Genomic DNA, 14819 nt, shown 5'->3' with positions numbered 1-14819 from the left:
TTTCTATGCTGAGTAAAAAAATTCGCAACTTCCTGTTATTCGGTGTCATTGCGGCGCTGTTTGCAGCCGTGGGCTACTGGAATATCAGCCCGGAACGCTTCCTCGACAAACCTGCCGTGGCGGTGGATGAGCACGCGATCGACTATTACGCCATCAACGCCCACAGCCTTCAGTACTTGCCGGACGGCAAGCTGCAATATGAAATGACGTCCGACAAGGTTGAACACCTCAAGGCTTCCGAAGTGACGCTGCTGACCAACCCGGACCTGCAGATGTACCGCGGAACCACGTTCCCGTGGCATGTTCAAAGTGAGCGCGGCGAGGTCAACCCGGACGGCACGGAGGTCGAGCTGATCGACTCGGTACGTGTCGCCCGCACCGACGAACGCAACCGCGAGCTGATTATCACCAGCTCACGCATGACAGTATTCCCACAGAAGCAATATGCGCAGACCGAGCAAGCCGTTAGAATCGACGGCGCTGGCGGTGTGACCACTGCCAAGGGAATGAAAGCATATTTGAAAGACGGCAGGATGGACCTGCTGTCCAACGTAAGAGGACAGTATGAGTCTCGTTAAAACCCTCCCTTTATTGCTCAGTTTGAGCGCAGCACTGGGAAGCGTGAGCGCCTGGGCTCTGCCGAACGACACCGAACAGCCTATCCGTATTCAGGCCAACGAAGCGCAGCTGGATGACAAGAAAGGCGTCGCCACCTACAAGGGCGACGTCATCATCACGCAAGGCTCGATGAAAATTACCGGTAATACCGTCACGATCACCCGCAACGCGGCTGGCGAAATTGACGTCGTGACCTCGGTCGGCAATCTGGCCTACTTCGAACAACTGCAAAAAGCCACAGACCCGGTTCCGGTCAAAGCCTACGCAGTGACCATTCAGTACCATGCACCGCAAAACCGCATCGTCCTGATCGACAAGGCCAAAGTGATCAACGACGGCAACACCACTGAAGGCGAGAAAATCGTCTACGACACGGTCAAGCAAGTGGCCAACGCCGGTCGCGCCAACGGTAGCAGCGTGACTGCTCCTCGTCCGCGCATCGACATGGTGATCCAGCCGAAGAAAAAAACTGACGCGAAGGCCCAGTAATGGCAACTCTCAAAGCCCAGCATTTGGCTAAAAGCTACAAGAGCCGTCAGGTGGTGCGCGATGTCAGCCTGTCGATCGACAGCGGGCAGATCGTGGGCCTGCTCGGCCCTAACGGCGCCGGCAAGACCACCTGCTTTTACATGATTGTGGGCCTGGTGCAGGCTGACCAGGGTCGCGTGCTGATCGACGACCTGGATGTCAGCCACCAACCCATGCACGGCCGCGCACGCGCCGGTATCGGTTATCTGCCGCAGGAAGCCTCGATTTTCCGCAAGCTCTCGGTCGCCGATAACATCATGGCGATTCTTGAGACACGCAAGGAGCTCGACAAAGCAGGTCGTCGCAAGGAGCTGGAAAGCCTGTTACAGGAATTCCACATCAACCACATCCGCGACAACCTGGGCATGAGCCTGTCGGGTGGCGAGCGCCGCCGGGTGGAAATCGCCCGCGCACTGGCTACCGCCCCCAAGTTCATTCTGCTCGATGAACCCTTTGCCGGTGTTGACCCCATCTCCGTGGGCGACATCAAGCAGATCATTCACCACCTCAAGGCCAAAGGCATTGGCGTGCTGATCACCGATCACAACGTTCGTGAAACACTCGATATTTGCGAAACTGCCTACATCGTAAATGACGGACAACTGATTGCTGAAGGCGACGCTGAAACGATTCTGGCCAATAAATTGGTGAGAGAAGTGTATCTGGGCAATGAGTTCCGCTTGTAAGCCCTTACGCTTGTACATGCCTTGAAGGTGTTTTCAATTTGCTCAAGCCAGCCTGACGAATTGTAAACACCTCTAGGCAAACGCTACGGTTTCAGGCATATAATTTGCTTATGTTTGGCGCTCACGCGCCCTTGTAGTGGATGGCGCCATGCGCGCCGGCGAATAAGGTGTTAAGCCCCTGCCATGAAACCATCGCTAGTCCTGAGAATGGGCCAGCAGCTGACAATGACACCTCAGCTGCAACAAGCCATACGCCTGCTCCAATTGTCGACCCTGGACCTGCAACAGGAAATCCAGGAGGCTCTGGAATCCAACCCGATGCTCGAACGCCAGGAAGAAGGCGAAGACTTCGACAATTCGGACCCCTTGGCCGACAACATCGAGCAAAAACCCGCCAGCGAAATTCAAGAACCCTCCTATCAGCAGGAATCCGCAACCACTGTGGATAACCTGGAGGAAGGTGAATGGAACGATCGCATTCCCAACGAGCTGCCCGTCGATACGGCCTGGGAAGACGTTTACCAGACCAGTGCCAGCAGCCTGCCCAGCAACGACGATGACGAGTGGGATTTCACTACGCGCACGTCGGCCGGTGAAAGCCTGCAAAGCCATTTGCTCTGGCAGTTGAATCTGGCGCCCATGTCGGACACCGACCGACTCATTGGCGTGACCCTCATCGACTGCATCAATACGCAGGGCTACCTCGACGAAACCCTCGAAGAAATTCTCGAAGCCTTTGACCCGGAACTGGACATTGAGCTCGATGAAATCGAAGCCGTCCTGCACCGTATCCAGCAATTCGAACCGGCCGGCATCGGCGCACGCAATCTGGGCGAATGCCTGTTGTTGCAACTGCGCCAATTGCCTGCAACTACGCCTTGGCTCGACGACGCCAAGCGGTTGGTAACGGACCACATCGATCTGCTGGGCGCCCGCGACTACAGCCAACTGATGCGCCGCATGAAGCTCAAGGAAGACGAGCTGCGCCAGGTCATCGAGCTGGTACAAAGCCTTAATCCGCGTCCGGGTTCGCAAATCGAGTCCACTGAGCCTGAATACGTTGTACCGGACGTCATCGTACGCAAGGACAACGAACGCTGGCTGGTAGAACTCAATCAGGAATCGGTTCCGCGCCTGCGGGTCAATGCCCAATACGCGGGCTTCGTGCGACGCGCCGACACCAGTGCCGATAACACCTTCATGCGCAACCAGCTGCAAGAGGCGCGCTGGTTCATCAAAAGCCTGCAAAGCCGCAACGAAACCTTGATGAAAGTGGCGACACAAATTGTCGAACATCAGCGCGGGTTTCTGGAGTACGGCGATGAAGCCATGAAGCCACTGGTGTTGCATGACATTGCAGAAGCCGTCGGCATGCACGAATCGACCATTTCACGGGTAACCACCCAGAAATTCATGCATACCCCGCGCGGTATCTATGAACTCAAGTACTTTTTCTCCAGCCATGTAAGCACCTCCGAAGGCGGTGAATGCTCGTCCACGGCGATCCGCGCGATCATTAAAAAACTGGTCGCGGCTGAAAATCAGAAAAAGCCGTTGAGTGACAGTAAGATCGCTGGTTTACTGGAGGCACAAGGTATTCAGGTAGCCCGTCGCACGGTCGCCAAGTACCGCGAATCCCTTGGGATTGCGCCGTCTAGCGAGCGTAAGCGTTTGATGTAAGCAACGGGCCACAGCGTTTCAGTGGCAGGCTTGCCAGCCTGCCGCTTTATGCAATGGCATCGAAGGAGAAACTATATGCAAGTCAACATCAGTGGACAGCATCTGGAAGTGACCGAACCGCTGCGCACTTACATCGGCGAAAAACTGGACCGGCTGGAGCGTCACTTCGACAAAATCACTAACGTGAGTGTGATTCTTTCCGTAGAAAAGCTGCTCCACAAAATCGAAGCGACCCTGCACATACCCGTAGGGCCAGGGGAAGTTGTCGCAAATGCTGAGCATACCGATATGTATGCCGCTATCGACCTGCTCGCCGACAAGCTTGATCGCCAACTGAAAAAGCAAAAGGAAAAGACCCTCAGCCAGCTGCAAGGCGCGACCGGTCGTTAAAACCCCATACCCATGATTCGACTTGAAAACATCCTGACCCCCGGCCGTTCCCACGTGAACGTGCCGGGCGGCAGCAAAAAGAAAGCCCTTGAATACATTGCCAACCTGATCAGCCGAGAAGTGCCTGGTCTCGACATGCAGGATGTTTATGAAAGTCTGATTGCCCGTGAAAAACTGGGTTCAACCGGTTTTGGTAACGGCATTGCTATCCCCCACTGTCGCCTCAAAGGCTGCGAGGCGCCTGTGAGCGCCCTGCTCCACCTTGACGCCCCTATAGATTTCGACGCCATCGATGGCGCGCCGGTCGACCTGTTGTTCGTATTGCTGGTGCCAGAAGCGGCCACCGATGCACACCTGGAACTGCTCAGGCAGATCGCCAGCATGCTCGATCGCAAAGACGTGCGGGAAAAACTGCGCAGTGCACAAAGCAACGAAGCGCTGTATCAGGTTGTTCTGGACGTACAGAACGGTCATTAATCATGCGCTTAGTCATTGTCAGCGGACGCTCCGGCTCCGGTAAAAGCACCGCCCTCGCCGTCCTCGAAGACAACGGTTTCTATTGCATCGACAACCTGCCCGCAGGCTTGCTTCCCGAGCTGGCCGAGCGTGCGTTGATTCACACTGAACTCGCACAACCGCTGGTGGCGGTCTCGATTGATGCGCGTAACTTGCCCAGCCATTTATCGCGCTTTCCACAATTGCTCGAAGAGGTGCGCAACCGTCATATTCAGTGTGACGTGTTGTACCTGGACGCAGACGAAGAAACCCTGCTCAAGCGCTTCTCCGAGACCCGCCGCAGGCACCCGCTGAGCAGCGCCAGTCGCTCGCTGGCAGAAGCCATCCGCGATGAAACAAAACTGCTTGGCCCCATCGTTGATCTGGCAGACCTCACGATCAACACGACCAACCTGAACCTCTACCAACTGCGCGACACCATCAAGTTGCGCCTGCTGAACAAACCCGAGCCCGGTACGGCCTTTCTGGTGGAGTCGTTTGGCTTCAAGCGCGGGATGCCGGTGGATGCCGATCTGGTCTTCGATGTGCGCTGCCTGCCCAACCCGTACTGGAAACCCGAGTTGCGTGAGCAATCGGGGCTTGATCAACCGGTGGCCGATTATTTGGCCGCCCAGCCAGATGTTGAAGAGATGTTCCAGGACATTTCCAGCTACCTGCTTAAATGGCTGCCGCGTTTTGCCGCGAGCAATCGTGCTTATGTGACCATCGGTATCGGTTGCACCGGCGGGCATCACCGCTCTGTGTACCTGACCGAACGACTGGGCAAGTGCCTGCAAGAAACCCTGAAAAACGTCCAGGTTCGCCACCGCGACCTTACTTGAAAGGATCTACCCCGCGATGCCTGCTCTGGAAATCGAAATCATCAACAAATTGGGCTTGCACGCTCGGGCATCTGCCAAGTTCGTCGGGGTTGCAGGTCGGTTTCCTTGTCAGGTGCGAGCAGGCCGTACGCTGGAGTCCATGGTCGATGGCAAAAGCATCATGGCCATGATGATGCTTGCCGCGGGCAAAGGTACGACCATTCATTTAAAGACCGAAGGCGAACAGGAGCAGGAAGCCATGGATGCACTGGTGGCCCTGATCAATAACTTCTTTGATGAAGGTGAATAACGGCTATCGCGAGGTTGCTGAGGCCGTGATTGAGGGCTCACAGACCCGGGCTTGCTGCGCAATCCTTCGTCGCCTCGTACCTACCGAGACAGCGAACCTGACTGCGCCGCATGGCTCTACCCCAGCGCAGTATCCATGACCATCATCACGCAGAACCCGATGCAGAGCCCAACGCTCGCCAGTTTTTCGTGACCGTTACGCCGCGATTCCGGAATCACCTCTTGCGTCACCACAAGCAGCATCGCTCCCGCGGCCAGCGCCAGCCCCAGCGGCAATAGAAGCTCGGCCAAATTCACCAGCCAGGCACACAACACCGCGAATACCGGCTCCACCAGCCCGGACGCGGCACCAATCAAGAACGCCCTGATCCGCGACATGCCCGCACCCGCCAGCACCAAGGCAATGACCAACCCCTCCGGCACATCCTGCAACGCAATCCCCATCGCCAGGCTGTCGGCGTCCGGCATACCGCCGCCCGCCGAAACGCCCACCGCCATACCTTCCGGAATGTTATGCGCCACTATCGCGATGACGAACAGCCAAATGCGCGGTGCTATGACGGGCTCACCCGGACGGCTGACAATAACGTCCGGCCCGGCACCCGACACTTTCAGGTCCACCAGAAACAAGCACAGGGCGCCCAACAGAATGCCCGCACACACCAGCCCGCTGGATGCCCATGCAGACAACCCCAGACTTTCAGCCGCTGCAATGCCCGGCACAACCAGCGAAAACGCCGTGGCCGCCAGCATGACCCCGGCACCAAAGCCCAACAACGTATCGCTGACCGCCACCGGCATGTTGCGAATCACCAGTACCGGCACAGCACCCAGCGCCGTACCCAGCGCGCACAATGCCCCGCCTTGCAGGGCTCTGAGCATTTTGGGCTCGAGGTCCAGCCAGACCAATCCTTTGGCCACCAACAGCGCAGTGCCCGCCAACAGCAACAGCGTACCGAGGGCATAGCGAAACATTCGCACGCCGCCGACCGCCAAAATTTGCGTGCCCATATCCGCCTGAATCCTTGTGAGTAGCCTTAGACCATAGCTGCTTGGTAGCGGCGTGCTACTTCGGGCCAATTAATCACGTTATAAAACGCATTGATGTATTCAGGCCGTCGATTCTGGTAACGCAGGTAATACGCGTGCTCCCACACATCCAGTCCCAGAATCGGAGTGTTGCCGCTCATCAGCGGGCTGTCCTGATTGCCACTGCTTTCAACCACCAGGGTTTTGTGCGGCGTCACGCTCAACCACGCCCAGCCACTGCCAAACCGGGTCAGCGCAGCCTTGGTAAACGCGTCCTTAAATGCTTGCAGCCCACCCAACTGTTCATCCATGGCCCTGGCCAACGCGCCATCGGGTTTACCACCCCCGTTGGGGCTCATGACCTCCCAGAACAACGAGTGGTTAGCGTGGCCGCCGCCCTGATTGATAACCGCTGCGCGCAGGTTTTCAGGGAGCTGGTGCACACTGGCCACCAGCTTTTCCACAGGCCATTGCGCCCACTCCGTGCCTTCTACGGCGGCATTGAGGTTGTTGATGTACGTCTGATGATGCTTGGTGTAATGGATCTCCATGGTCTGCGCATCGATGTGCGGCTCAAGTGCGTCATAGGCGTAAGGCAGTGCAGGCAAGGTGTACGTCATATCAATGGACTCCTGAAGGTTGGCCGCTGACCGTTGAGAATGCGTGGCTGGATTGAGTCACGTTGCGCTTGAGCAACAGGTCTGAGCGCGGGTACTCGCCATGCTCACTGATGAAATTCAATAATTCGACATAGGTTTTGCTGCTCTGACGCAGCGCGGCTTCTCGCAGCTCAGGCTTGAGGCGCGGGTTCTGGACGGTTTGCAACAACCGCTGATGAATCGAGCATAAGTACTCAACGCTCTCTTCCGGCTGATTAAGGCGTAAATGCACGTCCGCCAGGTTGTGATGCGAAATCACGCAGGCCGCCACTGCTTCGTCAGCATCACTCCAGCGCTCAAACAACACTTGAGCCAGCGCCAGCGCTTGCAAGTAGTGCTCGCGCGCATCCACCAGCTCGCCTTCAGCGAAACAGCGATTGGCTCTTTCGATCGTGCGTTTCCAGTGTTCCATGTGCACCTCCAAAGCAGTGTCGGGGGGTTAGACGCCGCCTGCGGTCAGCTTCTCGGGGTCCAGCAGAACCTCAAGCTGGCTGCGTGGCAGGTCGGTGAACTCAAGCGCCACGTCAATCACCGGGCGCCCTTGTTTGTAGGCGGTCTTGGCGATTTCAGCGGCCTGTTGATAGCCAATGATCGGGTTCAGGGCCGTTACCAGAATGGGGTTACGCGACAACGCTTCCTTGAGCTTGGCTTCGTTGACCTTGAACGTGGCGATTGCCTTGTCGGCCAGCAAACGGCTGACATTGGCCAACAGCTCAATGCTACTGAGCAGGTTCTGGGCAATGACCGGCAGCATCACGTTCAGCTCAAAGTTGCCGGACTGGCCCGCGACCGTAATCACCGAGTCATTGCCGATGACTTGCGCGGCGACCATGGCAGTGGCTTCCGGGATCACCGGATTGACCTTGCCCGGCATGATCGAAGAACCCGGCTGCAACGCCTCCAGCTCAATTTCACCCAATCCCGCCAGCGGCCCGGAGTTCATCCAGCGCAGATCGTTGGCGATTTTCATCAGCGATACGGCTGTGGCCTTGAGCTGGCCCGATACCGAGACAGCAGTGTCCTGCGAACCGATCAGGGCAAACAGGTCTTCGCCCGGCGTGAACTGCACGTGCGTCAAGGCACTCAGTTGCTGACTGAACAGCGCGGCAAATTGCGGGTGCGCGTTGATCCCGGTACCGACTGCCGTGCCGCCCTGCGCCAGGGATTGCAGCGCAGGTTGCAGGTCCTGCAAATGCCCGATATTGGCCTTGAGCTGCTGCGCCCAGCCGTTGAGCACCTGACTCATGCGCACCGGCATCGCGTCCATCAAGTGGGTGCGTCCGGTTTTGACATGGCTGTGGACCTGTAAAGCCTTGCGCTCAATGATCTCCACCAGATGCGTCAGCGCTGGCAAAAGACGCTCATGCAAGCCCAAGGCGGCGCTGACGTGAATGCTGGTCGGGATGATGTCGTTGCTGCTTTGGCCGCAGTTGACGTGATCGTTCGGGTTGATCGTTTCGCCCTGCACGCGGGTGGCCAGGGTGGCGATCACTTCGTTGGCGTTCATGTTGGAGCTGGTACCTGAACCGGTCTGAAAGATATCCACCGGGAAGTGCTCCATGAAATCGCCTGCCAGCAGGATCTGCGTCGCTTCGACAATGGCATTGCCCTGAGCGTCCGAGATTTGCCCTAACGCCACGTTGGCTTTGGCGGCTGCTGCTTTGGCCAGAATCAAGGCGCGAATGAATTGCGCCGGCATGCGCTGATGACTGACGGGAAAGTTATCCACCGCACGCTGGGTCTGCGCGCCATACAGCGCGGCCTCAGGCACGTGCAGTTCGCCCATGCTGTCGCGTTCGATACGGGTATTACTCATCGTGAAATCCTTGCATCAGTTCGATTAAAGAAATGGACGGTTCAAGTTCACAGGTCGCCAATTGCCAGGCACAGCGTTGCCAGCGTTTGAGGCGACATCCGCATAAGGCTTGGGTTTCGAGGTCACGCAGCGGTCGCCACGCATGGTCAAGGCACAGACTGCGCCAGTGCCACGGCAGCGCCGTATCGGTGGCGGTGTCCAGCAAAAGCCGGAACGACGTGAGGGCAATCGTCCAGGACGACGTTGACGTGCAACAGGCCAGGTAACGGCCTTCGGCCAGATAATGCTCAATCAGGCGCGGCTCATCGGGCGCCAGCCCGCAGCGGATCTGGCGACTCATCCAGCGCCAGCTGTCCTGATAAGGGCTTTCATGCAACACAGAACTCATGATCCAGGCTCGCTCGATAATGAGATTCATTATTAAGCGATATTGATTATCAAAACAAGCCTACGAAAGGAGGTACCTCCCGGACAAAAACGTCCGTCACGCTTTCAAGGCGGGGAAGCGCAGGCGCTCAGTTTGCACGCAAAACTCGGCCCCACGAGGTTCAAAAACGCGAGCACAGGTTGAACACGAAAAACCGGACTGCAATGAGTCAGTTGAATCCCTGAATAGGAGTGCGCAACTTCTTGCGCACTTTGTGGATATCTCTCTTTAAATAATAAACCCACTTACTTAGGTGAAAATACCTGTTAAGTTGCGCCAACAAATAGGCTCTACGCCCTATCGGATACGCAGGATATTCTATTTAAACTTCATATTTGCTTAAGGATAAGCTCATGCTCTCGCAGGTCAAACAACCTGATTCAAACCTGCTAACTCTTGGCGTAACCCCCCCTTCTCACTTCCTGATAAGCAACGCATCAATGACTGCTTTTCGGATGATTAGAAGAGGGGGCTGCTCGAATAACGCCAAGCTTTCATCTTGCCCAAGAATCTGATTCCAAGGGTATTGGGTCACGATCAAAACGCTGAAAACAACATTGAACCCATTGAAGTAAGCCATTGAATATGAAGCGATTTATTGCATACATTGCAATGACAAGTGTATTGACCGGATGCATAGGCGCTTCGGTCCTTGTGCCAAAAAGCAATCCTCGCCAGGTTGAACATGCTCGCGAACCGCAAGAGGGGCACAAATGGTGCGGGATAAGCCTGTGGCTCGTCTTTTTCCCCGTCCCGTTGATGTTACCGGTTTGCAAAATTGATACTGAACTAACATCCGATTTTTATAGCTGTGGCCCCTTGATGCACTTCGCCAAACTTGGGCACAGTTATGAGGGGAATGCGCTCTGCGGACGTATGCCGGCGGGATGAGCTAGTCACTGACGCAATGGCTCACCTGCACAAAAAAGGCGCATCACTTGAACCGTGATACGCCTTTTTTAAAACAGTTGAGAAATCAGCTGCCGCCGATTTTCATCCGCTCAATCAACACAGAACCGGTGCGAATATTGCTGCGCAGCTCAAGGTCATTGCCCACGGCAACGATCTGTTTGAACATATCGCGCATATTGCCGGCGATGGTCACCTCTTGCACCGGGAACTGGATTTCGCCGTTTTCGACCCAGAAACCCGCCGCGCCCCGTGAGTAGTCGCCTGTGACCATATTCAGGCCGCTGCCCATCAATTCCGTCACAAACAACCCGCGGCCCATGCGGCGAATCAAGGCAGCCTGGTCTTCATCGCCATGGGTCACAAACAGGTTGTGCACGCCGCCCGCGTTCGCCGTGCTGGGCATGCCCAATTTGCGGCCGGAATACGTGCTGAGGATGTAGGACACCAGTTCGCCGTCCTTGATGAACGGTTTGGCGTAAGTGGCCAGGCCATCGTTGTCGAAAGACGAACTGCCCATGGCACGCATCAAGTGCGGACGTTCGTCCAGGGTCAGCCATTCAGGGAAAATCTGCTGGCCCATGGCATCGATCAGGAACGACGATTTGCGGTACAGGTTGCCGCCCGAAATGGCGCCCAAAAAGCTGCCGAACAGCCCTCCGGCCAGCTCGGCGCTAAACAGCACCGGCACTTCGCAGGTCGGCACCGGGCGCGAGCCCAGACGACGAGCTGCGCGCTCCGCGGCCCGTCGGCCGATGACGGCAGCGTCGGCCAGCAACTCACCCTGACAGTTCACGTCATACCAGTAATCGCGCTGCATCTGGCCGTCGCCTTCGGCGATCATCACGCAGCTCAGGCTGTGGCGTGTAGAGGCCGAGCCTCCAATAAACCCGTTGCTGTTGCCATACACGCGGCAGCCTTGATGGGTGCTGAGTGTGGTGCCGTCGGCGTTTTTGATGCGGCTGTCGGCGTCAAAAGCAGCCGCTTCGCAGGCCAGTGCCTTTTCGATGGCTTGCTCGGGGGTGATGTCCCACGTGTGGAACAGATCGAAATCCTTCAGGTCCCGAGCCATTAACTGCGGGTCGGCCAAGCCGGAACTTTCGTCCTCGGACGTATGGCTGGCAATCGCCAGCGCAGCAGCAACCGTTTCGCGAATCGCATCAGGACCGGTGGCCGAAGTGCTCGCCGAACCTTTGCGTTGCCCCACGTAAAGGGTGATACCGAAGCCCTGATCGCGATTGAACTCAACGGTCTCAACCTCACGCTGACGCACCGAAGTCGACAGGCCCTGCTCCAGCGACACGGCCACTTCGCAGGCACTGGCGCCCTGACGCTTGGCTTCGGCAATAATGTGCTCGACCTGCTCTTGCAGTGCCGGCAAGGCCTGCGGGCCGACGCTTTCTACTGCACTCATGGTTTTCTCCACTCAAATTCTGTTTTCGGAAGGGCCGCCGAGCGACCGGGCCGGACAAGCGGCCCCCGACTGGTTATCATGGCGGCGTTTCTTTGCGGACTGCCACCATGGTTGATTCTTACGACGACGCCTTCGACGGCGAAAAAAGCAAATCACAGGTCAAACGCGAGCTTCATGCTCTGGTTGATCTGGGCGAACGTCTGACGACGCTCAAGCCTGACTTGCTGAACAAAATGCCTTTGACCGACGCTTTGCGCCGGGCACTGGTAGATGCTTCAAAACATACGGCTCATATTGCCCGTAAGCGGCACATCCAGTTCATCGGCAAGCTGATGCGCGATCAACCGATCGACGAAATTCTGGCGATGCTCGATCAAGTGGATGCCTCTTCGCGCCAATACAACGAACGTTTCCACGGCCTCGAGCGCTGGCGTGATCGCCTGATCGAAGGCGATGACGATGTACTGGAAAAATTTGTCATCGAGTTCCCCGAAGCCGATCGTCAGCAATTGCGTTCGATCGTGCGTCAGGCCAAACACGAACTGGCTCATAACAAGGCCCCGGCTTCCAGCCGCAAATTGTTCAAGTACATTCGTGGGTTGGACGAGACTCAACGCGGCTTGCGTTAAGTCCCGTGCGCGGGCGGGTTGCCCTGCAACCCGCCCGCTGCCCGTCAACTGCCCGTACCGCCGACTGTAATTGCATCAATCTTCAAGGTTGGCTGACCGACGCCCACCGGCACCGACTGCCCGTCCTTGCCACATGTCCCCACACCGCTGTCCAGCGACAGGTCATTACCGACCATCGACACTTTGCTCATCGCTTCGGGTCCGTTGCCAATCAGGGTCGCGCCCTTGACCGGACGGGTGATTTTGCCGTCTTCGATCAAATACGCTTCGCTGGTAGAAAACACGAACTTGCCGCTGGTGATGTCGACCTGACCACCGCCCAGATTGGCGCAGTAGATGCCCTTTTTTACCGAGGCAATGATTTCAGCCGGATCGCTTTCGCCGCCCAACATGTAGGTGTTGGTCATGCGTGGCATGGGTAAATGTGCATAGGATTCGCGACGACCGTTACCGGTGCGGGCTACGCCCATCAAGCGCGCATTCAGTTTGTCTTGCATGTAGCCCTTGAGTACGCCGTTTTCGATTAGCGTCGTGCACTCGGTCGGGGTGCCTTCGTCGTCCACGCTCAACGAGCCGCGACGCCCTGGCAAGGTGCCGTCATCGACGATGGTGCACAAGCTGGAGGCCACACGCTCGCCCATACGGCCGCTGTAGGCTGAACTGCCCTTGCGATTGAAATCCCCCTCCAGACCATGGCCCACGGCTTCGTGCAGCAACACGCCCGACCAACCGGAACCCAGTACGACAGGCAGGGTGCCGGCCGGGGCGGGTACGGCTTCGAGGTTGACCAGCGCCTGACGCAAGGCTTCGCGGGCATAGCCCATGGCGCGGTCGTCAGTCAGGAAATAACGGTAATCCGTACGCCCGCCGCCGCCATGTCCGCCCCGCTCACGACGACCGTTTTGCTCAACGATGACACTCACGTTGAAGCGCACCAACGGCCGCACGTCTGCCGCCAGGCCGCCGTCGGTGGAAGCCACCAGAATGCGTTCCCACACCCCGGCCATGCTCACGGTGACTTGTTGAATGCGCGGGTCGAGGGCGCGGGTGGCGGCGTCGACGCGCTTGAGCAGTTCAACCTTTTGCGCACGGCTGATGACTTCCAGCGGGTTGTCCGGCGCATACAACTGCGCTACATCCTGCGTGGTGAAGGCTTGAACGGTGCCGTGCTGACCGGCCCGAGAGATCGAGCGCGCTGCACGGGCGGCCAGCCCCAATGCCTCAAGGGTGATGGCGTTGCTGTAGGCAAATCCGGTTTTCTCGCCGGACTGGGCGCGTACACCCACGCCTTGATCCAAATTGAAGCTGCCTTCTTTTACGATGCCGTCTTCCAGTGCCCAGGATTCGGAAATCTGGCCCTGAAAGTACAAATCCGCCGCATCGATCCCCGGCCCGGCCAAGTCACCCAGCACGGTCTGCAGGCTCTCAAGGGTGACACCGCCCGGTGCCAACAGGTGTTCGCTGACTGAGGTCAACAACTCGCTCATATTCACTCCGTCTTGGCCCGTGCTTCAGCATCTTTGAGTGCCGAACCCATGGGCCTGAATTAGCCTTGCGTGGCAGGTCGCTGTGCGCCCTGCGAAAAAAATCGCCGGTGGCTGACCACCGGCATGCGTGCCCTGATGGCCGCTTGTTCTGCTGCATCGCGAGGGGCGATCAAAACGCCCTCACCTTGCGCCTGCTCAGCCAGCACTCGGCCCCAGGGGTCAATGATGGCCGCATGGCCGAAAGTCTCACGTGGCCCGGGATGTATGCCACCTTGTGCCGCCGCCAACACGTAACATTGAGTTTCAATGGCCCGGGCACGGATCAGGATGTCCCAATGCGCCGCCCCGGTCACAGCGGTAAAGGCCGACGGTGCACTGATCAGTTCGGCACCGGCTGCACGTAGCTCGCTGTACAGCTCGGGGAAGCGCAGGTCATAACACACCGTCATCCCCAACTTGCCGACCGGCGTGTCTGCCACGACCACCTGCTCACCTTGAGCATAGTCGTCAGACTCACGGTACCGGCCACGATTGTCAGACACGTCTACGTCAAACAAGTGCAGCTTGTCGTAGCGCGCCACCTGTTCACCGTCTGCGTTGATCAACATCGAACAGGCACGGGATTTGGCATCGGGCTTACCGGCAGGCGGCAATGGCAACGTGCCCGCCACCACCCATAACTTGAGGTCGCAAGCGGTCTGTTTCAACCAGGGCAGGATTGGACCTTCGCCCAACGCCTCGGCTCGCCCCACGGCGGCCATGTCCCGGCGCCCCATGGCCGCGAAGTTCTCCGGCAGCACGGCCAGTTGCGCGCCACCGGCTGCCGCGTCTTCAAGTAAACGCCGGGCTTGAGCCAAGTTGGCCAGCACATCGCTTTGACTGACCATTTGAATCACTGCTAACGACATGCCCTGCTCCTCGG

General features: G+C 57.7%; 17 protein-coding genes. 9 read left to right on the top strand and 8 right to left on the bottom strand.

Going from position 1 to position 14819, the window contains the following annotated elements; all coding sequences use genetic code 11:
• Window positions 1-5 precede the first annotated feature (5 nt).
• From lptC to V6F78_RS18840, 8 genes are all read left to right on the top strand, one after another.
• Window positions 6-578, top strand: a complete 573-nt coding sequence (gene lptC, locus V6F78_RS18875; RefSeq protein WP_047273368.1) for an LPS export ABC transporter periplasmic protein LptC — start codon at window positions 6-8, stop codon at window positions 576-578.
• Window positions 565-1107, top strand: coding sequence for a lipopolysaccharide transport periplasmic protein LptA (lptA, locus tag V6F78_RS18870; RefSeq protein WP_047292283.1), 543 nt, complete (start codon window positions 565-567; stop codon window positions 1105-1107). The genes lptC and lptA overlap by 14 nt, the downstream gene beginning before the upstream one ends.
• On the top strand, window positions 1107-1832 hold the full coding sequence (gene lptB, locus V6F78_RS18865; protein WP_047273366.1) for an LPS export ABC transporter ATP-binding protein: 726 nt from the start codon (window positions 1107-1109) through the stop codon (window positions 1830-1832). Before lptA ends, lptB begins: the two co-directional genes overlap by 1 nt.
• A 183-nt stretch (window positions 1833-2015) precedes the next feature.
• Window positions 2016-3512: an RNA polymerase factor sigma-54 gene (locus V6F78_RS18860; RefSeq protein WP_047273365.1), complete on the top strand. Its 1497-nt coding sequence runs from the start codon at window positions 2016-2018 to the stop codon at window positions 3510-3512.
• Between the two features lie 75 nt (window positions 3513-3587).
• Window positions 3588-3902 (top strand): ribosome hibernation-promoting factor, HPF/YfiA family, encoded by a 315-nt coding sequence (gene hpf / locus V6F78_RS18855; RefSeq protein ID WP_095008028.1) that lies wholly within the window; start codon window positions 3588-3590, stop codon window positions 3900-3902.
• 12 nt (window positions 3903-3914) lie between these two features.
• Entirely contained in the window at window positions 3915-4379 is a 465-nt protein-coding gene (gene ptsN, locus V6F78_RS18850) for a PTS IIA-like nitrogen regulatory protein PtsN (protein WP_047273363.1), read from the top strand.
• Window positions 4380-4381: 2 nt separating this feature from the next.
• A complete protein-coding gene (rapZ, locus tag V6F78_RS18845; RefSeq protein WP_047273362.1) occupies window positions 4382-5239 on the top strand; it encodes an RNase adapter RapZ in 858 nt (285 codons plus the stop codon).
• A gap of 16 nt (window positions 5240-5255) precedes the next feature.
• Window positions 5256-5528 (top strand): HPr family phosphocarrier protein, encoded by a 273-nt coding sequence (locus V6F78_RS18840; RefSeq protein ID WP_047292280.1) that lies wholly within the window; start codon window positions 5256-5258, stop codon window positions 5526-5528.
• 116 nt (window positions 5529-5644) lie between these two features.
• Here V6F78_RS18840 and V6F78_RS18835 read toward each other — a convergent pair whose 3' ends face one another.
• The 6 genes from V6F78_RS18835 to pmbA all read right to left on the bottom strand — a co-directional run bounded on the left by V6F78_RS18835 (window position 5645) and on the right by pmbA (window position 11781).
• Complete coding sequence (locus V6F78_RS18835; RefSeq protein ID WP_047275422.1) at window positions 5645-6538, bottom strand: ZIP family metal transporter; 894 nt, start codon at window positions 6536-6538, stop codon at window positions 5645-5647.
• Between the two features lie 26 nt (window positions 6539-6564).
• Window positions 6565-7176 carry a superoxide dismutase gene (locus V6F78_RS18830; protein WP_047292276.1) on the bottom strand — a complete coding sequence of 204 codons (612 nt, stop codon included), beginning with the start codon at window positions 7174-7176 and terminating at the stop codon, window positions 6565-6567.
• A gap of 1 nt (window position 7177) precedes the next feature.
• Window positions 7178-7627: a hypothetical protein gene (locus V6F78_RS18825; protein ID WP_047273358.1), complete on the bottom strand. Its 450-nt coding sequence runs from the start codon at window positions 7625-7627 to the stop codon at window positions 7178-7180.
• Between the two features lie 27 nt (window positions 7628-7654).
• Window positions 7655-9031 (bottom strand): class II fumarate hydratase, encoded by a 1377-nt coding sequence (locus V6F78_RS18820; protein ID WP_332728001.1) that lies wholly within the window; start codon window positions 9029-9031, stop codon window positions 7655-7657.
• Entirely contained in the window at window positions 9024-9419 is a 396-nt protein-coding gene (locus V6F78_RS18815) for a hypothetical protein (protein ID WP_047292391.1), read from the bottom strand. Before V6F78_RS18815 ends, V6F78_RS18820 begins: the two co-directional genes overlap by 8 nt.
• A gap of 1015 nt (window positions 9420-10434) precedes the next feature.
• Window positions 10435-11781, bottom strand: a complete 1347-nt coding sequence (pmbA, locus tag V6F78_RS18810) for a metalloprotease PmbA (RefSeq protein ID WP_095008026.1) — start codon at window positions 11779-11781, stop codon at window positions 10435-10437.
• A 107-nt stretch (window positions 11782-11888) separates the two neighbouring features.
• Between pmbA and yjgA the strand changes: the two genes are divergently transcribed.
• Window positions 11889-12410, top strand: a complete 522-nt coding sequence (gene yjgA / locus V6F78_RS18805) for a ribosome biogenesis factor YjgA (RefSeq protein WP_047273355.1) — start codon at window positions 11889-11891, stop codon at window positions 12408-12410.
• A gap of 44 nt (window positions 12411-12454) precedes the next feature.
• Here the strand turns inward: yjgA and tldD are convergent, their stop codons facing one another.
• The gene (tldD, locus tag V6F78_RS18800; protein WP_047273354.1) at window positions 12455-13897 is read right to left on the bottom strand and encodes a metalloprotease TldD; all 1443 of its coding nucleotides are present in this window, start codon (window positions 13895-13897) and stop codon (window positions 12455-12457) included.
• A 59-nt stretch (window positions 13898-13956) separates the two neighbouring features.
• The gene (locus V6F78_RS18795) at window positions 13957-14805 is read right to left on the bottom strand and encodes a carbon-nitrogen hydrolase family protein (RefSeq protein ID WP_332728000.1); all 849 of its coding nucleotides are present in this window, start codon (window positions 14803-14805) and stop codon (window positions 13957-13959) included.
• Window positions 14806-14819 lie beyond the last annotated feature (14 nt).

Origin of the sequence: Pseudomonas sp. ESBL9 (assembly GCF_036668715.1) — a bacterium.
GTDB lineage: Bacteria > Pseudomonadota > Gammaproteobacteria > Pseudomonadales > Pseudomonadaceae > Aquipseudomonas > Aquipseudomonas lundensis.
The sequence above is the reverse complement of the archived record's forward strand: the minus strand, read 5'-3'. Positions and strand labels throughout refer to the sequence as shown.